The sequence below is a fragment of the Anaerolineae bacterium genome (genome assembly GCA_013178015.1).
Taxonomy (GTDB): domain Bacteria; phylum Chloroflexota; class Anaerolineae; order DRVO01; family DRVO01; genus Ch71.
This window is the reverse complement of sequence record JABLXR010000016.1, coordinates 45803-69280: the sequence shown is the minus strand read 5'-3', so window position 1 is coordinate 69280 and position 23478 is coordinate 45803. Positions and strand designations below refer to the sequence as shown.

The following is a 23478-nucleotide window of genomic DNA, read 5'->3' as shown; positions in this document are numbered from 1 at the left end:
CCAACGTGGATCAGCTGCTGGTGGTGACCTCTTGGCGTGACCCCACGGTTTGGTCCGGGTTGGTGGAACGGTACCTCTTCACGGCTGCCCGCAACCGTCCCCAGCTCCCGATCTACCTCAACAAGGTGGACCTGGCGGAGGACGTCCAGGAATGCGGCCGGTACAGGCATCCGCAGCAGATGGCCCGCTACCGGGTGCTGTTCGGCAGGCGGTGGCCCCGGGGAAGCATTTCGACGGCGCACTATGATAGCAGTGGCAAGGTCTTGGTCAGCCGGGAGCTGTAGGAGCCGCCCCGCTAGGCGGCGCGCTCGGCCTCCTCCTTGGCAATCCGGGTCCAGAGGTCGAAGCGCTCCGGCTGGCCGTTGCAGGTGTGGGTGTCCTTGAGGACCATTTCCACCACACACCCACGGGTGATGTCCAGCGTCTCCCGCAGGTAGCCGCGCACGGCCTCGGGGTCGAAGACGACGTCGGCCAAGTATCCTGGGTGGGGCTTCCAGGAGTAGACGTACCGGTCCGCGAGGGCTTCGGCCGCCAGGCCACGCTCGCACCAGGGGCTGATGGAGATACGGCGCAAGCGGGGCACGCGGCGAAGCATGTCGAGCTTGTGGTGCAGGGGCTCGCAGCAGCCGTAGCAGTTGAGGCCGAAGCGATCCAGGATGGGGAGCTGGTACTCTAGGACGAACTCCTCGTGCATGGCAGGGGATACGCCGCTGATCTCCTGAGCCTCGGCGAAGCCCCACATGTCGCGGGTCCTGACCCGCTTGCCGTCGAAGTCGGGAGCGGGGAGCTCGTCCGTCCAGCCGAAGCCGCCAGAGCCGACATAGTCGTTGCCGTTGTTGAGGGCCAGCAATCCTTGCCCTTCCAGGTCTTCCAGCCAGTGCAGCCGCCCCTCCATGAGGAAGCGCATGACACGATGCACCCAGGCCGGTCGCTCGCACATGTCCAACAGCACCTGCTCCAGCCCTCGGAGCTGAGCAAACTCGCCGATGAGGGCCACAGACCACCAGAAGCGGCCCTTGAGTTGCACCTGCAGCAGGCCATCGAACAGCTCCTGGGCCAGGGCCAGGCGTCTTTCGGTCTCCGGCCAGTTCACCTCCACTCGAGGTGAGGTGAGCCTGTCCAGGTCGGCTTCCTGCTTCAGAGGGCCGTACCAGTAGTAGGCCCCGCGTGGTTGGTCGCTAAAGACCTTCTCGGGCTGCATCCCCCAGCCGGAGTCGGTGTACACGTGCCCGAGCGGAAAGGCCGCGTCCAGCACGACGTCGTCGTCGAAGTGCTCCCAGGCGTACAGGCGCATTCTCAGACGCCGCTCCCAGTCGCGCGATAGAGGATCGGTGCATTGCAGTGTGCTCTCGGGCAGGAGTTCCTCCCAGGCTCCCTCGGGCGAGCAGAAGACGATCGGGCGGCGTGGGCGAAGGGCATTGGTGGCATACCAGAGGCTCTTGCGCTGCTCTTGCTCCGGCAGGGTGGCAGCCTCGGCTATCCGGGAGGCCAGGGTGCGTAGCACGACGGCGTCTCTAGGGGGAAGGGCCACGGCTGGTCCTCCTGGGTCGGGTTCAGGCCCGCGCGTAGAGCGACACGGAGCGCAGGAGGGCACGGGCTTCGTCTTCTGTGTCGGTATGAGTGTGGATCATCAGGCCCTCGGGGCGCAGCGCCTCCAGAAGGGCGGGAACCTCTGCAGGGGTGGCCGAGATGTGCAGGCTCTTGCCCCCCGCCTGGATGCGGCGGAGCAGGGGCACCCAGCGGGTCATGGGCTCGCGGCCGGCTCCGTGCACCCACTGAATGGCGTGGATTTCGGGGAGGGCCATCAACGCGTCCAGGTGCCTGATGGCGTCGGGTCCGTCCAGGTGGAAGATGGCCCGGTCCAGGAGGCGGGCCTGGAAGGCAATGGAAGGAAGGATGAACTCCTGCATCATGGCAGGCGAGATGAGGGCGATGAAGTCGCACTGCACGGCGTCCGTGCGGCCCTGGTACCAGGAGGGGAGCCAGCCACTGCTACTGCCGTAGCGCTCGACCTCGACGACGTCGAAATACCGGTCGTACGCCTGAGCCACAGCCCGGTCCAGGCTGGCGAGGGCCTGGCGCACCTGATGGGGCTGGTCGTAGAGGTCGGTGCACAGGCGGGCGTTGCCCCGGAGGGCCGAGAGGGCGTCGCCTCCGGCGTGGGTATCTGGTATGCCGGTGATCCAGCGATCGCGGCCAGCCTCCTGAGCCGCCTGCAGGAGCTGGAGCTGGAGGCGCCACCAGCGGTTATCCTCGCGGATGGCCAGGTCCGCCAGTGCCCAGTCGTCCAGGATGTGCTCGACCCAGTTGGTGTGGGTGTCGAGGAAACGGAGGGGGGCTCCCAGGTAGGCGGCGAAGAGATCAGGACCCAAGTTGGGGTTGAAGAGGGGAAAGGCCTCGCCGCCGTAGAAGGTGGCCGCGATTCGGCGCCCGGTGCGCTCTACGATCCGCTCCACGTCGGTCCACCACTCCTCCAGCCCCACCGACGGGGGCCGACAGAGGGCAGTGTGATACTGCTCCGCCTGGCCGGACTGGGGCGCGGTCACCTGCAGGCAGGGGCGGTCGAGCACTTCGCCTTCCCACCAGGCGAGAAGCCGGGCTTGGGCCTCCGCCCAATCTTCCTTGTAGTGCATGCACTTACCCTCCCTGACGGCCGGAAGGCGCTGCCCTGGCTCCGGCCATGTGCTTGACCGTATCTGATGCGTTGGTCCTTCCCGTCTTACCGGCACATGGCACGTGCGCTCAGCCCAGCACCGACCGCGAAGGCACCTTGAGCCGCTTCCTCAGGCGGGCCAGAGTGCTGGATAGGTGAACCAGAGGGCTGTTCAGCCCTCCCATGGGCCGGGCCCGACGCAGCGCATTACCGAACGAGGAAGCATCTGTGAGGTCACACAGGGGCAGAAGCACGTAAGCTCCCGCCAGCTCGCCCGGAGTGTGGGCATCGCTTCCCGCGCCCATGGCGATGCCGTGCCGCTCGGCCAGCTCCCAGGCCTCGGCGTTCTGCCGGGAGGAGAGGACGCGGGCGTTGATCACCTCGACGGCATCCACCTGGCCGATGATACGCTCGATGGCTGCCTGGCTCAGGGTGCTGCGACGGATGCGGTCGCACGGGTGGGGCAGGTAGACGAGCCCCTCCTGCTCCCGGATGGCGGCGACGGTCTCCTCGGGCGAGAGGCCGGCCGGGATTCGGCGCTCTAGGTACAGCCCGATGATCTCGCCCTCCGCGGTCTGGACTTCTTCGCCCACTATGACGGCGAAGGGCGCGGCATCGCGCAGGCGCAAGGCTCCCTCGATCTGGTTGTGATCGGTGATGGCCAGGCCGCTGAGGCGCACGGCCTGAGCGGCGGCGATGAGATCTTCCAGGGTGCTGAGCGAATCCTTGGAATAGAGCGTGTGCACGTGCAGATCCACGGCCAGCCGGTCGGCGGGCACCGGTAGAGGGCGGGTCACCTCCTGCGCCTGCAGCGCATCCGTCGAGAAGCGAGCACGCCCAGGCCGGCGGCTGCCGCTCCGGTGGCCACGCCCAGGCCCACCTCGGGCCGATAGAGAGGCTCGATGTGAGCTGGCACTCCCCCGTACTCGTCGAACAGGCGACCCCACTTGCTGCGCAGGGCTTCTTTCACGCGAGGATAGCCGACGAAGGGATACCAGAAGCCATCGTAGTAAGCGCGAGATGCCAAGTAGGACCAGGGCACGATGGGAGACTGCAGGAGCGGCTTCTCGAATGGCTTGAGGGGGCCGTGGTAGATGAGCTTCTGCCCCCATGAGGCGAAGGTGTCGGCCGTCTGGAAGTGCCAGTCTACCCCTGAGATGTCGGTGCCTACGACTTCGATCTGTCTGGGATCGCCGACGCCTAAGCCGCGCTCGTGGGCCAGACGTATGAAGGGGATGGACAGGGGGTCGAAGCCCTGAAGCTTGGCCGAGATGGCGTCGATGGCCACCTGGTCGGCAGAAGCCAGGATCATGTCCTTCTCGTGTACGCGCATGGCTCTGGGCCCGGGTCCATCTCCGGCAAAGGTGCCATCCATCACGGCGAAGAGGCCGCTGTGGATGTCCTGTTGGATCATGAGTAGGTCCACCAAGGTCTCATGGATGCAGGCGTGGGTCCAGTGGCGCCGTTCGCTGAGCAGGCCGCCAAAGGCGTTTTTCATGGCGCCGGTGATGGTGGTGAAGACGTGTGTCTTCACCGTGGGCAGCTGGATGATGTTGCTCCCCACAAACATCTTGGGGATGCGGACACCGTCAGGAAAGATACGATCCAATACCAGGAACGGCTGCCTGGGCTCGTAAGTGATCCACTCTACCTCGGGCTCGTAGAGGTGCACCACGGGGACCCCGTGCCGGTCGGTGACCAGCTTGTGCTTGTTGTTAACCTCGCCCACGTAGGCATCTACCACCACGGTGCGGTTGTGGGCGCCGACGAGGTCGCTGTAGCCGTCCTTTAGCAGCCGGACTATCACGCCTTCGAGCTGCCAGGGGGTGGTGGAGCAGGCTGGGTACCACTGCTGCCAGGAGATGTTGATCTTGAGAATGGTGCGGCGGCCCTGAGGCAGGGCAGCCCGGTAGTCCGCCATGTGCATGAGGCGGCCGACGTCCTCGACAACCGTCTCCGGCGCGGTGCGGAGCACGGCCACTTTGCCTCTGCCAGGGAAGCTGGCGGGGTCTATCAAGGCAACCTCCAGGGGGTATCTGCTAAGAGCGCCTTTATTCAGTATATGAACCGCGTCGCCCGGTGTCCAGCATCGGCGTGCAGCGCGACTCCTCGCTGGCGCTGCTCACGACGCATGCCACGCCGACCGGCCGCAGGCGCAGGACCGCCAGCCACGGTTCCGCCGTGACGCTTCGTGCCTGCCCAGGGCGGCCGCGGGTGCCGCCGGGACCCCTTCGCGCGTGGGCGCGCGAACTCCTCGGGGGCTATCGGACCCCAGGTGCGGTGGCGCTTGGGACTGGGACGGGTGCTGCTGGGACCCTTTCGCGCGTGGGCGCGCGAACTGCTCGGGGGTAAGCGGGCCGCGGCGGCACAGGCGGCTCAGCCGGCCCATCCACCTGGCTCAGCAGCTCCCGGTGACTGGGAGACTCCGCCAGCTCGCTCAGGCAGGCTCGGCCTGCTGTGGCTCCCCATCGCTACGGGGTGGGCGCGTGGACGGGGCCACCTCCCCCGACCCTGAGCTCATGCCGCCGGCTTTGTTGCGGTACCCGCCGGACTGCCGCAGTATATGGCGGCGTTGCTTGGGGGAAAGGAGTCCATGAGCAGACGTAACTTGAGCCTTGGGGCCCTGGCGGCGGCTTCGGTGACGCTAGTGCTGTGGGCCTCAGCCTTCGCGGGAATACGGGCGGCCTTGGCCGGGTACGGCCCTGGGGAGCTGGCGCTGTTTCGATTCGTGATCGCTTCCACCGTACTGGCTGTTTACGCGGTCATCACCCGCATGCGTGTGGCCCGGCCAGAAGACCTTCCGCAGATAGCCTTGGCCGGTCTCCTAGGAATCACCGTCTACCACCTGACATTGAACTACGGCGAGCTTACCGTGGGCGCCGGTCCGGCCGCCTTTCTCGTCAATGCGGCTCCCGTGGTGACCGCCGCTCTGGGGTGGCTCTGGCTGGGAGAACGGTTGTCGGCGCCGGGGTGGGCCGGCATAGGAGTAAGCTTCGTGGGAGTGACCGTCATCGCGCTGGGCGAGGGGGAGCAGATGCGCTTGGAACCCGGAGTTCTGCTTATCCTGGTGTCGGCCATCGCCACCAGTCTGTACTTCGTCCTGCAGAAGAGACTGCTGCAGCGTTATCGCGCCTTGCCTCTCACCACTTACGCTATCTGGGTGGGAACGGTGCTGATGCTGCCCTTCGGCCTGTCGCTTCCAGCAGCGGTGCGCCAGGCTCCCATGTCGGCCACTCTGGCGGCCGTCTACCTGGGCGTCTTCCCCGCGGCGGTGGCCTACGTGAGCTGGACCTACGTGCTCTCCCAGATGCCTGCCTCGCAGGCGTCGGCCTTCCTCTTCCTATCTCCCCCGTTAGCCACCTTGATCGCCTGGCTCTGGTTGGGGGAGGCGCCGTCACCGGTGTCCCTCGGAGGAGGGGTGCTAGCCCTAGTCGGGGTGGTGCTGGTGAACGTGCGGAAGACAACCACTTCCGCCACGCAACGCCGGGCGGACTGAGCCGGCACCTGGCAGCCGGGTTGGCGGCCGGCTAGAATCTGGCCTATGGACAAGCTGCTGAGGGCGGCTCGGGACCTGGGTCTGCCTCTACGGTCCGAGCACCTCCCGGTGTTTCAGCGTTACTACGAACTGCTGGTGGAGTGGAACCAGCGGTTCAATCTCACTGCCATCACCGACTACGAGCAGGTGCAAGTACGACACTTCGCCGACTCGCTCACCTGCCTGCTGGCGGCTCCTGCTCTCCTCGAGGCCGTCCGTCGCGGAGCTGCCTGCCGCCTGGCGGACGTAGGCACTGGAGCGGGCTTCCCGGGGTTACCGGTCAAGATTGTGTGGCCTCAGGCTCGCCTCACCCTGATCGAGGCGGTGGGCAAGAAGTGCACTTTCCTGGAGGAGGTGTCGCGCGAGTTGGGGCTGACGAACGTGACGGTGGTGAACGCCCGCGCCGAAGAGGTGGGGCGGGACCCCCTGCACCGGGAGTCCTACGACGTGGTGCTGGCACGAGCGGTGGCGGAGATGGCCGTTCTGGCGGAGTACTGCCTGCCCTTGGCCCGTCGCCAGGGTCTGGTAGTGGCTCAGAAGGGAGAAGAGGTGGAGGAAGAGGTGGTCCGAGCAGAGCACGCCGTGGCCGTGCTCGGGGGACGGGTGGAGCGAGTGCTGCGGGTCGAGGTGCCCGGGACCGCTCTGCCTAGGTCGCTGGTAGTGCTCCGCAAGACGAGCCTTACCCCTCCGGAGTATCCCCGTCGGCCGGGAGTCCCGTCCCGGCGTCCTCTCCGGGCGGTCTGAGTAGCTCCACTCGTCCGGCCGAAATGGCGAATACGCGGGCGGCGCGAAGGAAGCTACAGCTGAAAGGCTCCTGATCCAGGCCGGTGATGAGGGACTGGCTTGAGTCCAGCATGACCTGCTCCAGAGCCCGGCGCCGGGCAGCATCCAGCTCTGACATGACGTCATCAAAGAGCAGGACGGGCCGACGGCCCAGTTCCTGACGGAGATAGTCCGCCTCCACCAGCCGCAGAGTGAGCGCTGCCGTCCGCATCTGCCCCCGAGAGGCATAGCTGGCGGCCTCCATCCCGTCTATCTCCACTGCCACGTCATCGCGATGCGGCCCCGCCGTGGTGACGCCCCGGTCCAGGTCCGTCTCGTGCATGGCCTGGTATGCCTGCTCCCACCGCTGCACCGGATCGGGCCCATCGACGGTTGTCTCGCCCAGGGGCGTGCTGGGCAAGTAGGTGAGCGTCAGGCGCTCGCCTCTGGCCAGGGCCTCGTGGGTATCGACTGCCCCCACCGACATGCGGGCGATGGCATCGCCCCGTTGCCGGCTGATGAGGACTCCATTCTCCGCGAGCAGGCGGTCCCAGTAGAGGAGCTGATCGGGTTCGCTACGGCGGCGACGGATGAGGCGGAGGAGGTGGTTGCGCTGGGTGAGGCAACGGTTGTAGAGGGACAGGGCACGGCAGTAGTCTCGGCTTGCCTGGCACAGCAGCACGTCCAGGAAGCGCCGTCGGCCCGAAGGGGCTCCACCGACCAGGGAGACATCATCGGGGGTGAAGAGCACGGTGGGCAGCACTCCTAGTGCGTCCAGGAGTCGGTGTGAGACCCCGTCTAGGCGGAGGTGCTTGCGGGTGGATGGAGGGCCGGCGATGCTGTCCCCTGCCTCCTGAGTGATCACTAGCTCGATAGTGCGGTGCGGCCCCCCCTCGACTTCTGCCAGGAGGCGGGCGTGCACGATCGGCTCATCCAGGAAGGCCCGATTGATGAGGTGTCGATCGACGGCCGTGCGGAAGGAACGGGTGGTGCTCAGGAGGGCAACTGCCTCGATCAGGTTGCTCTTACCCTGGGCGTTGCCACCCAGAAAGAGGTTGGCGCCCGGTGAGGGTCGTACCTCTTCCCGGGCGTAGTTGCGAAAGTGCGCCAGAACGAGGCGGGTTACGCGCATCGGGGCGAGCCTCACACCGCCCTAGCTGGGTGATGGGCGATGGATGGCAGACCCTACAGAAGGAGGCAGCGGTTCGCTGTCCATGAGCCAGTCGCTACCATTCAGTGCTCAGTCAGCCACGTACATGGGCATGACTATGTGGGTGAAGTCCTCTGCCTCCGGTCCCACCGGACGGAAGACACCCGGGCTAGAGGGGCTGCTGGTCTCCAGCACCACGTTCTCCGTGGTCACTACGTCCAGCAGGTCGAGGAGGTACCGGGCGTTGAAGGCCACCCGCGTGGACTCTCCCTCTACCAGCGCGTCGAGGTCCACCACGTTGTCTCCCAGCTCGGCCGCTACGGCGGAGACGGTGAGGTGAGAGGGCTCGTCGCCTTCCTCAGCGTGGATCTGCAGCCGGATTATGTTGTTGGCACCGCGGGCGATGATTGAGGTGCGGCGGACCGCTGCCTGCAGTTCCTTGGTGTCCACCACGGTGCGGGTGAGATAGGTCTTGGGGATGATCTGCTTGTAGTCGGGGAACAAGCCCTCGACCAACTGGGAGACCAGTTCCACGTCGCCGATACGGAAAAGCACCTGCGATCTCTCCTTGAGAAGGTGCATCCGGATTGGCCCCTCGGTGTCGCTCGCGATCCTGGCCACTTCGTTGAGCGCCCGAGCGGGGATGATGGTCTGTGTGGACTCTGGTACCTCATGCTTGAGGGCGGCCCGACGGAGAGAGAGGCGGAAGCTGTCGGCTGCCACCAGAGTAAGCACGGGCCCCGCGAACTCGGCCAGCACGCCGGCCAGGATGGGCCGCTCCATGTCGGGAGCGGCGGCGAAGGTGACCTGGGAGATCATGCTGCGCAGCAGGTCCGAGTCCAGCTCGATAACCCCGTCTGGTCCGGCCTGGACGCGGGCGGGGAAGTCCTCTGCCGGGCTGCCTTTGAGGTTGGCCTTGGTGCGGCCGCACTGGATGTGCAACGTCTGGGTGGCCGGGTCGGCCTCTAGCAGAAGCGGTAGTGGGGGCAGGGTGGCCACGAAGTCGGCGAAGGTGCGCGCAGGGACGGCGATGGCGCCCTCTGCTTCCACCTTGGCGCCCACGGAGCAGGTGATGGCGATCTCGAGGTTGGTGGCGCTGAGGCGCAGGCGACCCTCGTCGGTGGCCACCAGCACGTTGCTGAGGATCGGCAGCGACATGCGTGAGCTCACGGCTCGACCGGCGATGCCAAGGCCACGGGCCAGGTTCTCTTGCAGGCACGATACTCTCATAGTGATCCTCCGCGACAGCTCGCGTGGGGTTATTGGGCTGTGGCTAGCGGGACGGTGGGCGGTGGCCGGCGACGCGCTACAGCTCGCGCCCGACACCACTCACTGGCTGCCGGCCCGCTAGCCCCGCTCGGACAGAGCGCGCCTGACGGTCCGTATGGGTCCATCAGGCGCTAGGCCTTAAATGGGCTGCATACTAGCAGCCAGAGTGGCGTTTGACAACCGCGAGATCGCCTCGGGTGAGCTCCGCCAGCGACCTCTTCCTGCGGCGCACGACGGAGCGCGGTCACTGCTGCCAGGCCGACGCTCAAGGGGGAGGCCGTCTTCGCCCGCCAAGCGGGCAGGCGGCTGTACCCCAGGCGCCGTCGGCGTTGCCTGTCAGCGTGGTTACCCCGTGAGCCCCCCGGCCAGGTGCGCCGTGTCGTTCGCCCGGATCATGGTTGCCTGCCCGCGTCTGAGGCGAAACTCGCTGATCGAGGCCGTATCCAGGTGGAAGCACCAGAAGGAGGACTCTGGCAGCCCCAGCAGGTAGCAGAAGAGGGCCCGACAGACAGCCAGGTGAGTCACCAGGATGATCCGCTCCCCTTCGTAACGATCGGCCAACGACCAGGCGTACTCCCCGGCACGCGCGCGCACCTGGGCCAGGGACTCTCCTCCGGGTAACCTGACAGTGTGGGGGGCATCGGTCCAGGCCTGGTAGACCTCGGGGTACAGCTCCCGCGCCTCTGGGAGAGAGAGGCCGGAGAAGCGCCCGTAGTCAATGTCAACGAGAGCCTCGGACGTGTGCAGCTCCAACCCGAGCGCAGATGCGACAGGCCTGCCCGTGTCTACTGCCCGCTGCAGAGGGCTGGAGAAGAGGGCGGCTGCGGGCGGCTCGCTCGCCAGACGGCGGGCCAGTGCCTCGGCCTGCGCCCGGCCGGTGGGGTTAAGCGGGATATCGGCGCGGCCGCGAAACCGTTCGCCGGTGTTCCAGGCGGTCTGACCGTGGCGAACAAGGAGGATGGTAGTAGCCATTGCACCCCCGTGTGACTGACGAAACTCCCCAACGGCTGGTACCGATCCCGGCCTAACTCAAGGGTGCCTGGCTTCCGCGCCCTGGAGTCTCGTTATCCAAGCGTAAGCATCGGCTCTGGGGGATTGCAGCGCTCCTGGGTTCACGCATGGAACGGCTGCGGCGAAGCGAATGGTCTAGGGAATCGCCCCCATAGCCAGGGCCTCGATAACGTCCAGCGAGTTGACCGAAGCCACGAAAATCAGGAGGACCGCCAGAGCCGAGGTGAAGAACACGGTGAAGAGGCGAGCGCGCAACCGCCAGAACACCCAGGCTGTGGCCAGCGCCCCCAATACCTTGAGGGCGATCAGTCCCGGCATGCCGCCGGCTTCGAGGATCAGCGCAGGAAATGGGTTACACTCAGGCATCCCTCCGTGCAGGAAGCCTATGGTCGTCAGTAGATCGGCCAGATGGCCGAAGAGGTAGAACCCCAGCGCGACCACCATGGCCTGTGAGTAATCGGGCGCAGAGCGCCGGGCGAAGTCGGCGCTCGCAGCCCTGGAGATACGGTACCCTTCCATGGCATATCTTCCTGCACCCTTCCACTGAACTGTCCGTCTAGCCCGTGTCGGTCAGCCATTGCCTCAGCCGGCCGACGGCCCGAGTATAGGAGCCAAAGATTAGAGCGCGGTGACCGAAATATTAGAAAGAGGTTAGAAAGGCGGCGGTCTACTCGACAGTCCCCCGCCGCGTTGACAGGGACACCGGGCATAACGTATCAAGGTTCCGATCTCAAGGCGGGATGCAACTGGGTGAGCCGGCGCTGGTCGGTTCGAGGAGGGCGCGGGTGACTTCGCGGGAGAGGGTGCTGGCGGCAATTGACCATCGCGAGGCCGATCGTGTGCCCGTGGACCTGGGGGGTATGCGATCCACGGGCATCATGGCCATGGCGTATGCGTCGCTGAAGAGACACCTAGGAATATCGGAGGGGGGCATCTATGTCTATGACCCGGGGCAGCAGTTGGCCCTGGTGGAGAAGCCTGTTCTGGAGCGATATGGGGCTGACGTGGTCCCTCTGGATCTAGGTACGCTGAAGGGGTGGCAACCGTGGGTGTTGCCCGATGGCACCCAGGCGCAGCTGGTAGCCGACTTCATCCTAGAGCCCGATGGTGAGGGAGGCTGGTATCAGGTCTCCGGGGGGCGTCGCGTGTCCCACAAGCCAGCGGCCAGCTACTACTTCGACACCATCTACCACCCGCTAGCCGAGGCCCAGTCCGTAGCTGACGTCGAGGGCTACGAGCTTGCTGAGATGCCGGACGAAGACTTGCGCCTACTGGAGGCGGAGGCCCGGCGGCTACGGTCGGAGACCGAGTACGCCATCATGGGTGCGTTTGGCGGGGCGTTTCTTGAGGGTGGCCAGGGGCTGAGGGGCTGGGATCAGTTCTTGGTGGACCTGGCTGTAGACAGACCCCTGGCGGTGGCCATTCTGGATCGCATACTGGAGCGCAACCTGCACAACGTTCGTCGCTACTTGGACTCAGTGGGGTCCTACATAGATCTCATTCAGGTCGGTGGCGACTTGGGTACGCAGGCTGGGCCTCAGATCCGACCTGAGTGGTACTACGAGCTTATCCAGCCGCGACAGAAGGCTTTCTGGAGCGAAATCCACAGGCTGTCCGACTGCAAGGTGTTCCTCCATTCCTGTGGCTCCATCCGGGATCTGATTGATGGGATCATTGATGCCGGGTGCGACGTGCTCAACCCGGTGCAGACCTCAGCCCGGGGGATGGACGCGGCGGAGCTGAAGGCGGAGTTCGGCGATCGAATCACATTCTGGGGCGGAGGCTGCGACACTCAGTCAGTGCTCCCCTTCGGCACGCCAGAGCAGGTGTACGAGCATGTGAAGGAGCGCCTGGAGATCCTCAAGCCGGGCGGTGGTTTCGTCTTCTGCCAGATCCACAACATCCAGGCGGGCACACCGCCGGAGAACATCGAGGCGATGTACCAGGCGGTGCGCGACAACTGGCGCTACGAGGGGGCCCGATGATCGGATCCGGCGAGGGCAAGCCAAGCTTCAGGGACATGAACCTGGCAGTGTTTCGGGGCGATGACCCGGGCGGCGTGCTCTGGCAGCCACGCCTGGAGTTCTGGTACCGGGTGAATGAGGCGCGGGGGACGCTTCCACCTCAGTACCGCGGAGCAAGCTTGCTGGACGTCTACGACGATTGCCAGGCTTCGGTGCGCTACTTTACCAAGCCGCTTAAGGTGCGCTACCACAGCGTGAGTCAGCGAACCGAATGGCTGGATGAGACGCACCAGGCGCACTATCTAGAGACTCCCATCGGGACACTGCGCGAGGTGCGGAGCTTCGACGCTTTGAGGCTCAGCGGGGCCCGTTCGGAATACAGAGTGAAGACGGTGGAGGATCTGCGCATCCTGGAGTACGTACTACAGGATGAGGAGTGGTACTGGGACGAAGAGGAGTACCAGGAGGACCTGGCCCGGGTAGGGGAGAGGGGCGCGCCCCAGTTCTACCCCCGGCGCACGCCCGTGCAAGGCCTCTTCATTGAGCACATGGGCTTCGAGGCGACCATCTATGCCCTGCAGGACCACCGGGAGCGCATAGACCGGTACGTGGAGGTCGCCGGCAGGGCCGATGACGCCATGTATGAAGTGATATGCAGCTGTCCCGTGCCCATATTCAACCTGGGCGAGAACATTGACGCTCACCTGGACCCGCCTCCCATCTGGAAGGAGCACCTGCTGCCCTGGTATCGGCTGCGGACGGAGCAACTCCGCCGGGCGGGCAAGTACACCCATATTCACGTGGACGGGGCCATGAGACCGCTTCTCCCTCACATGCAGGATTGCGCCTGGGACGGGATCGAGGCGGCCACGCCGGAGCCCCAGGGTGACGTCACTCTGGAGGAGATCAAGCAGGCGCTGGGGGACTTAGTGCTCTTGGATGGCATTCCCGCCATCTACTTCTTGCCCTCGTATCCTGTGGAGCTACTGGTCCAGTGCGTGGAACGAGTGGTGGAGTTGTTCCACCCCCGGCTGGTGCTGGGCATCTCCGACGAGATCCCGCCGGATGGGGACATCGAGCGGGTCAAGATGGTGGGGCAGATGGTGAGGGAGCTCCAGTAGAGGATGAGAGGGGGCTCCGAGCACGAGTCCCCTCTGCGGTCTGGTGCGTAGCCTGGGCTGCTACGCCTCCTCGAGAAGCCGCGCCACCTCGTCCCGAGCGAAGGTAGGCAGGGGCTCCTCGTTGCCTTCGCCGTCGGTCACCACGACGCTACTCCCCGCGACCGCCTCCCCGATGACATCGGCCCAAATTCGCTCCGCTCGGACCGCCTGGATCACAGCGGGAGCGTCAGAGGCAGCGCAGCCGATGAGCAGGGCACCGGAGGCGATGGTGCCCCAGGGGCTGATGCCGAAGTGCCGGCAGAGGAGCTCCGTCTCCGGGAAGACGCGGACCCGGTCGGCTCGGATGCGCAGACCCACGCCGGCTGCGGTGGCCAGCTCGGACAGCGCCGTGGCCAGCCCACCTTCGGTGGGGTCGTGCATGGCGTGCAGGCGAGCCGCCCCCGTGGCCGCCCGGGCATCGGCGACCACGCTGATGCCCGGGTCGTGGAGGTAGCCAGCGGCTCGCTCCAATACGGCAGGCGGAATCAGGCCCTCTAGCTCGGAGCCCATCTCGCGGGCAAGAATGGCCGTGCCCTCGATGGCGATCCCTTTGGTGAGCACGATGGCGTCCCCCGGGCGCAGGCCTTCCGGAGTCACCAGGTCTTCCGGGGCCACCTCTCCTAGCATCTGCCCGACGAGGACCACGTGGTCGAGGCCGGAGGTGATCTCGGTGTGGCCGCCGCACAGGGCTATCCCCAGGTGACGGCAGGCATGGCTGAGCTGGGCGAACACCCGCTCCACGACGGCCAGGTCGGTGGCGCCGACGGGGAACAGAGCCGTGACCAGCAGCCAGCGGGGAGTCCCTCCAGTAGTGGCGATGTCGTTGGCGTTGACGTTGACGAGGTACCAGCCGATCTCGTCAGTGGCGAAGGTGATGGGGTCGGTCTTGGCCACCAGGTAGCGGTCGCCCATGTCTATCACGGCAGCGTCTCGCCCGACCCCGGGCCCGAGGACGATTCGCTCGGCAGGGGTGGCATAGCGGTCCAGCAAGGTGGCCAGTAGGTGATTGGGCAGCTTGCCGGCGGGCAGTAGTTCTGGGCGGCTGGGCAATGGGCCTCTCCCTTCTGGGCAGCAGCAGTGCACGCTCGACGGAAGCGATTCTATCATCTGCCTCCGGCGCTAGACCAGACACCTCGACCCGGCTCGTAGGGCTTTCTCAAAGTTCTATGGCAGGCCACCAGAGATGGCTGTCGGAGAGCACTGCGGGGGAACACAAGCTTCGCCCCAAGGCTAGGGCGTTGCCGAGGTGCTGGGGCAGGCCACCAGAGGTGACTACCGGAGCCAGGCTGGGCGCTATCGGACGCTTACATCGCCTCTGTTCCCTGCCTGCTCGCTGGCCGGTGGTGGTTGCTGGCCCGCGCCAGATGGCAGCTCGCCCAACGTTGGCTCGACTTTGAGAAAGCCCTACCCGGCTCGGGAGAAGCGGGCTGTCGGTTGTACCCTGACCGGCTCAAGCAGAGGGCTCCGGCTCAGGCCGCGCAGGGGTCGGAAAGGTCTCCGCTGGTAGGGGCCGAGCCTCAGGTGGCCGAGGAGCGGTACAGGTGAGGTCGTCGCTCCGACATGAGAGACTCGGGCCGCTGGCGAAGGTCCGTAGACCGGCTGAGATCCAGCCTGTGTATGACTATCTCCTCGCAGCCCGAGTCCTCGTTCGCCGCCAGGACACGGCCACGGGGGGAGATGATGAGGCAGTCAAGGGGATGAACGAAGGCCAGGTAGGCAGCGTTCTCGTATGCCCGCACACACATCATCGGGTCGTTGATGCCGCGATACATGCCGTTGGAGGGAACCAGGATCAGCTGCGCCCCCTGGAGCGCCAGGGTGCGAGCGGCCTCGGGAAACTGGCGATCGAAGCAGATGAGAACCCCGTAGACTCCCCAGGGGGCCTTGAACACAGGCAGGCTTTCCCCTGGGGTGTGAGCTATCCGCTCCCAGCCGATATGCGTCTTGTGGTACCGACCCACCGGGCCGTCAGGGCCCATGATGAAGGCGGTGTTGTAGAGGCATCCCGAGAGCTGCTCGATGCCGCCGAACAGGAGGTACACGCCCAACTCGACGGCCAGGCCGGCCAGGTGCCTCAGGGGCGGGGCGTCGGGCCAGGTTTGGGCCACAGTGCGGTAGCGGTCGAGCTGCTCCTCGCCCGGCACTGATCCGCGGAGGTCGGTGAGGCAGTAACCGTCCAGGCAGGCCTCCGGGGCGACGATGAGGTCGGCGCCACGATGGGCTGCTTCCCGGGCCAGCCGCTCCAGGCGGCCGACGTTGCCCTGCACGTCCCACTTCACATTGGGGAGGACCAGACCGGCGAGGGTAACGGTACTAGGGGATTGGGTCACGCGCTTTCGCTCCGGCGCAGGGCGTCCTCTAGCGCTCGGACGAAGGCCTGCTCCGGCAAGGCGCCGTCGGCGTAGGCGGAGTCATTGATGACCGTTCGAGGGACGCCTCGCACCTCGTAGCGCATCACCAGGTGGGGGAATTCCATAGCCTCGATGCAGTCGGCCCGTACCCTATCGCTCTCCAGGGCCAGCCTGTGGGCCAGGCGCACGGCCTGGGGGCAGTAGGGTCAGGTGGGAGTGGTGAAGACCTGCAGGTGCACGTCCTGATCCAGCCGTGCCAGGGCGACGCGGGTGGAATCCAGCAGGCCGGAGTCGCCGCGAGAGACGTCGACGATGGCATCGAGTAGAGCGCCGAACTCGTAGCCTGCGGGAATGCCGTAGAACCGAATGCCGTAGTCCTTCTGGCCGATGACGGCGATGGCAGGGATCTTGTCGATACCGTAGGACTGGGCCAGATCGCGTTCCTCGATGAAATCGTGGACTTCCGCCTCCACCGCCGCGGATGTTCCAGCCACCTGCGTCACCAGGCGCCGCGTGTCCAGGCAGTACTCGCACTCCACTTCCTGGGTGAACATAACCAGGCGCACGGGACGCTCCAGGCCTCTTAGCCGCTGACTGACCAGCTGCAGCTGTCTATCATCCAGGACCATTGCCTGCCTCCTGAGGGATAGCTCCGTCGGCCCCGTCGAAGGTGATGCCGGCGTCAGTGGGCAAGGCCAGCCCGGCAGCGACCTCGACCGCCTTGAGGATTCCGGAAGGGACCACGCAAGCCGGGTGCGGGAGCAGGCTACGAGCGGCGTCGAGGACAGCCGGGATCTGACCCCGGTAGGAGATTTCCCGGAGAGGGTCGAGGCGGATCAGCGACTGGGCCAGGCGACGGACGGAGGGGCAGTCGCTCGTGACGGAGAGGACGACCTCGCCGTCGGGTTCCAGCTGTGCGCGAACGCGCGTGGCGAAACCGCAGGCTCCGGCTCTGATGGTTGCCTCGGTCACTAGACAGCTCCCACCGGCTGATGTAGCGGCGCGTCTGGCGCCGACCGTGGACATCTTAGCTCAGTTGCGATGAGACGCACAACGTCCTGCGCCAGCATGAGGGGCAGTTAAGAGGGGAAGAGGGCGGCGCCGGCAGCTGGGTCCGTGTCGTCAGGCCGGAAGTGAGAGAGCGAGGGGACACTCCGTTGGCACGGCCGAGGACGTCTTCGAGCGACTGAGTGCGAGTCAACGTTTTGGCGCAGGCAGAAGGTGAAGCCCTCCTGGCTGGCAAACTCACCTTGTGGCGGACTTGACACGGTGGCGCTCCCGGTGTATCTTCAGTGCGTATTGCTAGCGCGTACCTTGACAACCAAGTGTCTGCTCCTCACCACGGTGAGGCTGTTGGAGAGTCACGGGAGTTGGCTTCACGTTAGGCGGAGACCTCGCTCTCCGGGATTTGACCAGCCCCTAGGTATGTGGTATCCTATACTCTTGTGAGGCGGGTTGTCAGCCCTGACGGGGGAGCCGCGATTGGGGCGCGGGGTCGTGGAGTACGGCACTGCGAAGCCCCTCTCGGCCAGGGAGTTGCCTGCCGGGACGAAGCCTGGGGTATCCGATGAGCGCGGCGCTCTAGCGGCGCGGGGAACCCGGGGTAGTGGGTCTCCCTCTTGAGGTAGAGTGACCCGGTAGTCAGGCGCGAAGCCCCGAGAGTCAGATTTGACAGGGGTGAAGCGATCTGATAGGATATCAGGGTGCTGAGAGGGAAGGTCTCCCTCGGCTCGCAGTTCCTCACCGTAGTGACAGCAGCCCGATGGGTTAGCATAGGGACGCGTGCGAGTGGGCACCTTAACAACTGAAGAGTGGTAGGAACTAAGTTGGGCTCCAATTTGAGTTCCACAAAAGCTAAGGAAACTCTTCTTATGGAGAGTTTGATCCTGGCTCAGGATGAACGCTAGCGGCGCGCCTGATCCATGCAAGTCGAACGGACCTGCCTTCTTCGGATAGCAGGTTAGTGGCGAACGGGTGAGTAACACGTTGGTGACCTACCCCTGAGTGGGGGATAACTACTCGAAAGGGTAGCTAATCCCGCATGAGCTCCGGCATTCGGTTGTCGGAGGAAAGGCTTCGGCCGCTCGGGGAGGGGCCTGCGGCGGATTAGCTAGTTGGTAGGGTAATGGCCTACCAAGGCGATGATCCGTAGGGGGCGTGAGAGCGTGGCCCCCCACACTGGCACTGAGACACGGGCCAGACTCCTACGGGAGGCAGCAGGAAGGAATCTTGCGCAATGGGCGAAAGCCAGACGCAGCGACGCCGCGTGGGCGATGAAGGCCTTCGGGTTGTAAAGCCCTTTTCCGAGGGAAGAGAAGGGACGGTACCTCGGGAATAAGCCTCGGCTAACTACGTGCCAGCAGCCGCGGTAATACGTAGGAGGCAAGCGTTATCCGGATTCACTGGGCGTAAAGGGCGCGCAGGCGGCCGCGAAAGTCGTGCGTGAAAGCTCCCGGCTCAACTGGGAGAGGTCGTGCGATACTTCGTGGCTCGAGGTCAGAAGAGGGGAGCGGAATTCCCGGTGTAGCGGTGAAATGCGTAGATATCGGGAGGAACACCAGTGGCGAAGGCGGCTCCCTGGTCTGCACCTGACGCTGAGGCGCGAAAGCGTGGGGAGCGATCGGGATTAGATACCCCGGTAGTCCACGCTGTAAACGATGGATGCTGGGTGTTGGTGGTATCGACCCCATCAGCGCCGTAGCTAACGCGTTAAGCATCCCGCCTGAGGACTACGGCCGCAAGGCTAAAACTCAAAGGAATTGACGGGGGCCCGCACAAGCAGCGGAGCGTGTGGTTTAATTCGATGCAACGCGAAGAACCTTACCAGGGCTTGACATGTACGTGGTAGGGATGCGAAAGCTGAACGACCCCTTCGGGGGAGCGTACACAGGTGCTGCATGGCTGTCGTCAGCTCGTGCCGTGAGGTGTTGGGTTAAGTCCCGCAACGAGCGCAACCCTTGCCACTAGTTGTACTTCTCTAGTGGGACTGCCGGTACCAAACCGGAGGAAGGTGGGGACGACGTCAAGTCAGCATGGCCTTTATGTCCTGGGCTACACACACGCTACAATGGCCGGTACAATGGGTAGCCAAGCCGCGAGGCGGAGCCAATCCTAAAAAGCCGGTCTCAGTTCAGATTGCAGTCTGCAACCCGACTGCATGAAGGCGGAGTTGCTAGTAACCGCAGGTCAGCCTTACTGCGGTGAATACGTTCCCGGGCCTTGTACACACCGCCTGTCAGCTCATGGGAGCCGGTAACGCCTGAAGTCGGTGAGCCAACCGCGAGGGGGCAGCCGCCGAAGGCGGGACTGGTGACTGGGAGTAAGTCATAACAAGGTAGCCGTACCGGAAGGTGCGGCTGGATCACCTCCTTTCTAGGGAGCATGACCATGGCCCACGGGCCGAGGTCCACTCCTAGGTCGGTCGCCCAGCCAAACAACTGGGTGTCTGCCCGACAGGTTCCTACCACTCTTCGGTTGCTAAGGTGCGGGCCTTTAGCTCAGTTGGCTAGAGCACTCCTCTGATAAGGGAGAGGTCTCTGGTTCGAGTCCAGAAAGGCCCACCTCAGGGGAGCGGAGGCCAGCTTGGGGATGTAGCTCAGTTGGGAGAGCGCCTCCTTTGCACGGAGGAGGGCAGCGGTTCGAGCCCGCTCATCTCCACTGATGGCCGAACTTGACAGGATATGCGGTGTGAGGTAGACTGGCCACCTGAGGTCAGGTGAGGGATTTGACGAGGACGGACAGCAGCTAAGAACACAATAGGCAAAGGCCCAGGTATGCGAGTCCCAGGCGGCTCCGCAGAGGCGGGCCGCCTTTAGTGTCGGTTCGACGATTGGCCCCTGGGCAGGGGCGCAGGGGCCAGCAGTCGAGCTGGCGGCCGAGAGGCCGGGTTGGAACCTTAACAACTGAACAGGATGCAAGGCGCATCTGAGGTGAACGTGTGTTCAAGCTACTAAGGGCACATGGTGGATGCCTTGGCGCCAAGAGCCGAAGAAGGACGTGGCACACTGCGATAAGCTTCGGGGAGCCGTGTGCAGGCTTTGATCCGAAGATATCCGAATGGGGAAACCCACCCGGGGGAATGCCCGGGTACCTCCCGGCTGAACACATAGGCCGGGAGGGGGGAACCAGGGGAACTGAAACATCTTAGTACCCTGAGGAAAAGAGATCATTCCCTGAGTAGTGGCGAGCGAAAGGGGAGTAGCCCAAACCGATGCCGTGTAAGGCTGCAGCCGTTGCGGTGTCGGCGTTGTAGGGCGCGACTGGGCCTCTGCAGGGGCCCAAGGGAGTTACAAAACTGGCTGGGATGCGAAAGGTACTGGAAAGGCCTGCCGCAGAGGGTGACAGCCCCGTAGAGCACCGAGCCGGTCTCCCGTCGCTGACCCTGAGTACCGCCGGGCACGCTAATCCGGCGGGAAGCAGGGAGGCCCACCTCCCAAGGCTAAATACTCTTGGTGACCGATAGTGGACAAGTACCGTGAGGGAAAGGTGAAAAGAACCCCAGTGCGGGGAGTGAAATAGAACCTGAAACCATGTGCCTACAAGCGGTCGGAGGGCTATGCCCCTTCGGGGGAAGGCCTGACGGCGTGCCTTTTGGAGAATGAGCCGGCGAGTTACTCTTTGTGGCAAGGTTAAGGCAGTTACAGCCGGAGCCGAAGCGAAAGCGAGTCTGAATAGGGCGTTCAGTCGCAAGGAGTAGACCCGAAACCAGGTGAGCTACCCATGGCCAGGGTGAAGCGGGAGTAATGTCTCGTGGAGGCCCGAACCCACTAACGTTGCAAAGTCAGGGGATGAGCTGTGGGTAGAGGTGAAATGCCAAACGAACCTGGAGATAGCTGGTTCTCCCCGAAATAGCTTTAGGGCTAGCCTCGAGCGTTCAGTGACGGAGGTAGAGCACTGGATTGGCCAGGGGGCGCAAGCTTACCGAACCAAACCAAACTCCGAATGCCGTCACTCCAGAGCTCGGGAGTTGGACTGCGTGAGATGAGTTTCGTGGTCGAGAGGGAAACAGCCCAGACCACCGGCTAAGGCCCCCAAGTCCAGGCTAAGTGGTAAAGGATGTGGGGTTACTTAGACAGCCAGGAGGTTGGCTTAGAAGCAGCCATCCTTTAAAGAAAGCGTAATAGCTCACTGGTCAAGTGATCCTGCGCCGAAAATGTAGCGGGGCTCAAGCCTGGCGCCGAAGCCGTGGGCCTGCCGTAAGGTGGGCAGTAGGGGAGCGTTCCGCCAGCGTGGAAGGCAGACCGTGAGGACTGCTGGAGCGGGCGGAAGTGAGAATGCCGGCATGAGTAGCGTGAAACACGTGAGAACCGTGTTCGCCGTAAGCCTAAGGTTTCCGACGGAAGGTTAATCCGCGTCGGGTTAGTCGGGCCTAAGCTGAGGACGAGAGTCGTAGGCGATGGACAACAGGTTAATATTCCTGTACCGCGTCGGGTCGTTTGAGCGATGGGGTGACGCGGTGGGGTAGACCAGCCTCTTATTGGATTGAGGTGCCAAGCTCGTAGGGAGATGACGGTGGTAGGCAAATCCGCCACCCGATCCCGAGGAGTGATGGCGGGCCGTAAGGCCAGAAGTGGTTGAGCCCTGCCGCCGAGAAAAACCTCTAGCGAGGCCCACGCGCCCGTACCGCAAACCGACACTGGTAGGCGGGTAGAGTATACCAAGGCGATCGGGAGAACCCTCGTTAAGGAACTAGGCAACTTGACTCCGTAACTTCGGGAGAAGGAGTGCCCCGTAAGGTGAAGCACCTAGCGTGTGGAGCCTGGCGGGGTCGCAGAGAAACGGCCCTGGCGACTGTTTAACAAAACCACAGGTCTCTGCTAAAGCGAAAGCTGAAGTATAGGGGCTGACGCCTGCCCAGTGCCGGAAGGTTAAGGGGAGAGGTTAGCCGCAAGGCGAAGCTTTGAACCGAAGCCCCGGTGAACGGCGGCCGTAACTATAACGGTCCTAAGGTAGAGTTGCTGCCTGCCTCGATGGTAACATCGAGGGCAATACCCGGCTGTATGCGGGAAACCCCTTAGAGCCCTGCCTACTCGAGAACGAGCTTCGTATCTCAGTAACAACGGTCAGGGATTGGGCAATCCGCAGGAAACCGCCTCTGGGCGGGATCCTCAGAGACTATACGCCGGGCGTCCAGCTGGAGACGTAACGAGATGGATCTCTCTCCCGATTGGGTGGTCGGGTTCGTTGACGGAGAGGGGTGCTTCTACGTGGGCATCAATCCTCATCCGGAGATGAGCCTGGGCTACCAGGTTCTGCCCGAGTTCCGGGTGGTACAGCACGAGCGAGACGTCGCGGTCCTCTATGCCCTGAAGCGGTTCTTCCGCGCCGGGGTGGTGAGACGGAACCACGACGACCGTTACGAGCTGAGAGTGCGTAAGCTTAGTGCACTGGCTGATGTCGTCCGCTTCTTCGAAGAGCATCCGCTCAAGACCAAGAAGCGGGTGGACTTCCTGAAGTTCAGGCAGGTCGTCAGACTGATGCAGGAGGGGGCGCACCTGACCCGGGAAGGGCTGGAACGGATCGTCACCATCACAATGGAGATGAACCGGGGGGGAGAAGGAGTCGGCGGCGGAGGTAATCGCAGCGATACGTATGACTGGACGAAGAGATAGTCCACCTCCGATCGGAAACGACGGGGATAGGTGAGCGAAATTCCTTGTCGGGTAAGTTCCGACCCGCACGAATGGCGTAACGACTGGGGCGCTGTCTCAACGAGGGACCCGGTGAAATTGAAGTAGGCGTGAAGATGCGCCAAACCCGCAGCGGGACAAAAAGACCCCGTGGAGCTTTACTGCAGCTTGATATTGAGCTAGGGCTTGGTCTGTAGAGGATAGGTGGGAGGCTATGAAGCCGGGGCGCCAGCCTCGGTGGAGCCGCCAGTGGAATACCACCCTGATCAAGTCTTGGCCCTAACCTGCACCGTTATCCGGTGTGGAGACAGTGTCAGGCGGGCAGTTTGACTGGGGCGGTCGCCTCCTAAAGGGTAACGGAGGCGCCCAAAGGTTCCCTCAGGCTGAATGGAAACCAGCCGTTGAGTGTAAAGGCACAAGGGAGCTTGACTGCAAGGCCTACAAGCCGAGCAGAGACGAAAGTCGGGCTTAGTGATCCTACGGCTCTGTGTGGAAAGGCCGTGGCTTACCGGATAAAAGTTACCCCGGGGATAACAGGCTAGTGTGGCCCAAGAGTTCACATCGACGGCCACGCTCGGCACCTCGATGTCGGCTCGTCACATCCTGGGGCGGGAGTACGTCCCAAGGGTTGGGCTGTTCGCCCATTAAAGTGGTACGCGAGCTGGGTTCAGACCGTCGTGAGACAGGTCGGTCTCTATCCGCTGTGGGCGTAGGGGATTTGAGGAGAGCTGCTCCTAGTACGAGAGGACCGGAGCGGACAGACCTCTAGTGTGCCAGTTGTCCCGCCAGGGGCATCGCTGGGTAGCTACGTCTGGCAGAGATAACCGCTGAAAGCATCTAAGTGGGAAACTCGCTCCAAGATTAGATCCCCCACCAGGTAACTGGGTAAGGCCGCTGGTAGACTACCAGTTTGATAGGCGGCGTGTGTAAGCGCAGCAATGCGTTCAGCTAAGCCGTACTAATGGCCGAGGGCTTGAACTCCAACCGTTCACCT

17 protein-coding genes, 2 tRNA genes and 2 rRNA genes are annotated in these 23478 nt (G+C 64.1%); 9 read left to right on the top strand and 12 right to left on the bottom strand.

What is annotated here, in order from left to right; genetic code table 11:
• Nucleotides 1-5: 5 nt before the first annotated feature.
• Nucleotides 6-284 carry a GTPase RsgA gene (rsgA, locus tag HPY83_07755; protein NPV07839.1) on the top strand — a complete coding sequence of 93 codons (279 nt, stop codon included), beginning with the start codon at nt 6-8 and terminating at the stop codon, nt 282-284.
• An 11-nt stretch (nt 285-295) separates the two neighbouring features.
• On the opposite strand, the gene HPY83_07750 is transcribed toward rsgA, so the two are convergent.
• The 4 genes from HPY83_07750 to HPY83_07735 form a co-directional block, all read right to left on the bottom strand.
• Nucleotides 296-1531 carry a hypothetical protein gene (locus HPY83_07750; GenBank protein ID NPV07838.1) on the bottom strand — a complete coding sequence of 412 codons (1236 nt, stop codon included), beginning with the start codon at nt 1529-1531 and terminating at the stop codon, nt 296-298.
• Between the two features lie 22 nt (nt 1532-1553).
• Complete coding sequence (locus HPY83_07745; GenBank protein NPV07837.1) at nt 1554-2633, bottom strand: hypothetical protein; 1080 nt, start codon at nt 2631-2633, stop codon at nt 1554-1556.
• A gap of 109 nt (nt 2634-2742) precedes the next feature.
• Complete coding sequence (locus HPY83_07740; GenBank protein NPV07836.1) at nt 2743-3450, bottom strand: PHP domain-containing protein; 708 nt, start codon at nt 3448-3450, stop codon at nt 2743-2745.
• A complete protein-coding gene (locus HPY83_07735; protein ID NPV07835.1) occupies nt 3447-4580 on the bottom strand; it encodes a DUF362 domain-containing protein in 1134 nt (377 codons plus the stop codon). Before HPY83_07735 ends, HPY83_07740 begins: the two co-directional genes overlap by 4 nt.
• A 681-nt stretch (nt 4581-5261) precedes the next feature.
• Between HPY83_07735 and HPY83_07730 the strand changes: the two genes are divergently transcribed.
• Together HPY83_07730 and rsmG are read left to right on the top strand one after the other, a co-directional pair.
• A complete protein-coding gene (locus HPY83_07730; GenBank protein NPV07834.1) occupies nt 5262-6149 on the top strand; it encodes a DMT family transporter in 888 nt (295 codons plus the stop codon).
• Between the two features lie 45 nt (nt 6150-6194).
• Nucleotides 6195-6932 carry a 16S rRNA (guanine(527)-N(7))-methyltransferase RsmG gene (gene rsmG / locus HPY83_07725; GenBank protein NPV07833.1) on the top strand — a complete coding sequence of 246 codons (738 nt, stop codon included), beginning with the start codon at nt 6195-6197 and terminating at the stop codon, nt 6930-6932.
• Here the strand turns inward: rsmG and HPY83_07720 are convergent.
• From HPY83_07720 to HPY83_07705, 4 genes are all read right to left on the bottom strand, one after another.
• A complete protein-coding gene (locus HPY83_07720; protein NPV07832.1) occupies nt 6868-8082 on the bottom strand; it encodes a DNA replication/repair protein RecF in 1215 nt (404 codons plus the stop codon). The two genes, rsmG and HPY83_07720, sit on opposite strands and share 65 nt — an antisense overlap.
• Before the next feature lie 108 nt (nt 8083-8190).
• Nucleotides 8191-9330, bottom strand: a complete 1140-nt coding sequence (dnaN, locus tag HPY83_07715; GenBank protein NPV07831.1) for a DNA polymerase III subunit beta — start codon at nt 9328-9330, stop codon at nt 8191-8193.
• Between the two features lie 384 nt (nt 9331-9714).
• A complete protein-coding gene (locus tag HPY83_07710) occupies nt 9715-10341 on the bottom strand; it encodes a histidine phosphatase family protein (protein ID NPV07830.1) in 627 nt (208 codons plus the stop codon).
• Nucleotides 10342-10515: 174 nt separating this feature from the next.
• On the bottom strand, nt 10516-10899 hold the full coding sequence (locus tag HPY83_07705; protein ID NPV07829.1) for a hypothetical protein: 384 nt from the start codon (nt 10897-10899) through the stop codon (nt 10516-10518).
• Between the two features lie 266 nt (nt 10900-11165).
• On the opposite strand from HPY83_07705, the gene HPY83_07700 reads away from it, so the two are divergent.
• The gene (locus HPY83_07700; GenBank protein ID NPV07828.1) at nt 11166-12365 is read left to right on the top strand and encodes a methyltransferase; all 1200 of its coding nucleotides are present in this window, start codon (nt 11166-11168) and stop codon (nt 12363-12365) included.
• Nucleotides 12362-13465, top strand: a complete 1104-nt coding sequence (locus tag HPY83_07695; GenBank protein ID NPV07827.1) for a hypothetical protein — start codon at nt 12362-12364, stop codon at nt 13463-13465. Before HPY83_07700 ends, HPY83_07695 begins: the two co-directional genes overlap by 4 nt.
• Nucleotides 13466-13525: 60 nt before the next feature.
• On the opposite strand, the gene HPY83_07690 is transcribed toward HPY83_07695, so the two are convergent.
• The 4 genes from HPY83_07690 to HPY83_07675 form a co-directional block, all read right to left on the bottom strand.
• On the bottom strand, nt 13526-14611 hold the full coding sequence (locus HPY83_07690; GenBank protein NPV07826.1) for a hydrogenase expression protein: 1086 nt from the start codon (nt 14609-14611) through the stop codon (nt 13526-13528).
• A 410-nt stretch (nt 14612-15021) separates the two neighbouring features.
• Nucleotides 15022-15834: a carbon-nitrogen hydrolase family protein gene (locus HPY83_07685; protein ID NPV07825.1), complete on the bottom strand. Its 813-nt coding sequence runs from the start codon at nt 15832-15834 to the stop codon at nt 15022-15024.
• Nucleotides 15831-16484 (bottom strand): glutaredoxin, encoded by a 654-nt coding sequence (locus HPY83_07680; protein ID NPV07824.1) that lies wholly within the window; start codon nt 16482-16484, stop codon nt 15831-15833. The genes HPY83_07685 and HPY83_07680 overlap by 4 nt, the downstream gene beginning before the upstream one ends.
• Nucleotides 16471-16827, bottom strand: coding sequence for a hypothetical protein (locus HPY83_07675; GenBank protein NPV07823.1), 357 nt, complete (start codon nt 16825-16827; stop codon nt 16471-16473). The genes HPY83_07680 and HPY83_07675 overlap by 14 nt, the downstream gene beginning before the upstream one ends.
• Nucleotides 16828-17724: 897 nt before the next feature.
• Between HPY83_07675 and HPY83_07670 the strand changes: the two genes are divergently transcribed.
• The 4 genes from HPY83_07670 (at nt 17725) to HPY83_07655 (ending at nt 23466) form a co-directional block, all read left to right on the top strand.
• Nucleotides 17725-19230: ribosomal RNA gene (locus HPY83_07670) — 16S ribosomal RNA — on the top strand.
• Nucleotides 19231-19341: 111 nt separating this feature from the next.
• Nucleotides 19342-19415 (top strand) — tRNA-Ile (locus tag HPY83_07665).
• A gap of 24 nt (nt 19416-19439) precedes the next feature.
• A tRNA-Ala gene (locus HPY83_07660) sits at nt 19440-19512 on the top strand.
• 280 nt (nt 19513-19792) lie between these two features.
• Nucleotides 19793-23466 (top strand): 23S ribosomal RNA (locus HPY83_07655).
• The 16S and 23S rRNA genes sit together here with 2 tRNA genes alongside, the layout of an rRNA operon.
• Nucleotides 23467-23478 lie beyond the last annotated feature (12 nt).

What these genes read in the sequence shown, in the direction of transcription:
- HPY83_07745 (NPV07837.1), bottom strand. Translation starts at nt 2,633, where the DNA reads ATGCACTACAAGGAAGATTGGGCGGAGGCCCAAGCCCGGCTTCTCGCC.
- HPY83_07735 (NPV07835.1), bottom strand. Translation starts at nt 4,580, where the DNA reads ATGCACATGGCGGACTACCGGGCTGCCCTGCCTCAGGGCCGCCGCACC.
- rsmG (NPV07833.1), top strand. Translation starts at nt 6,195, where the DNA reads ATGGACAAGCTGCTGAGGGCGGCTCGGGACCTGGGTCTGCCTCTACGG.
- HPY83_07720 (NPV07832.1), bottom strand. Translation starts at nt 8,082, where the DNA reads ATGCGCGTAACCCGCCTCGTTCTGGCGCACTTTCGCAACTACGCCCGG.
- dnaN (NPV07831.1), bottom strand. Translation starts at nt 9,330, where the DNA reads ATGAGAGTATCGTGCCTGCAAGAGAACCTGGCCCGTGGCCTTGGCATC.
- HPY83_07710 (NPV07830.1), bottom strand. Translation starts at nt 10,341, where the DNA reads ATGGCTACTACCATCCTCCTTGTTCGCCACGGTCAGACCGCCTGGAAC.
- HPY83_07705 (NPV07829.1), bottom strand. Translation starts at nt 10,899, where the DNA reads ATGGAAGGGTACCGTATCTCCAGGGCTGCGAGCGCCGACTTCGCCCGG.
- HPY83_07695 (NPV07827.1), top strand. Translation starts at nt 12,362, where the DNA reads ATGATCGGATCCGGCGAGGGCAAGCCAAGCTTCAGGGACATGAACCTG.
- HPY83_07690 (NPV07826.1), bottom strand. Translation starts at nt 14,611, where the DNA reads ATGATAGAATCGCTTCCGTCGAGCGTGCACTGCTGCTGCCCAGAAGGG.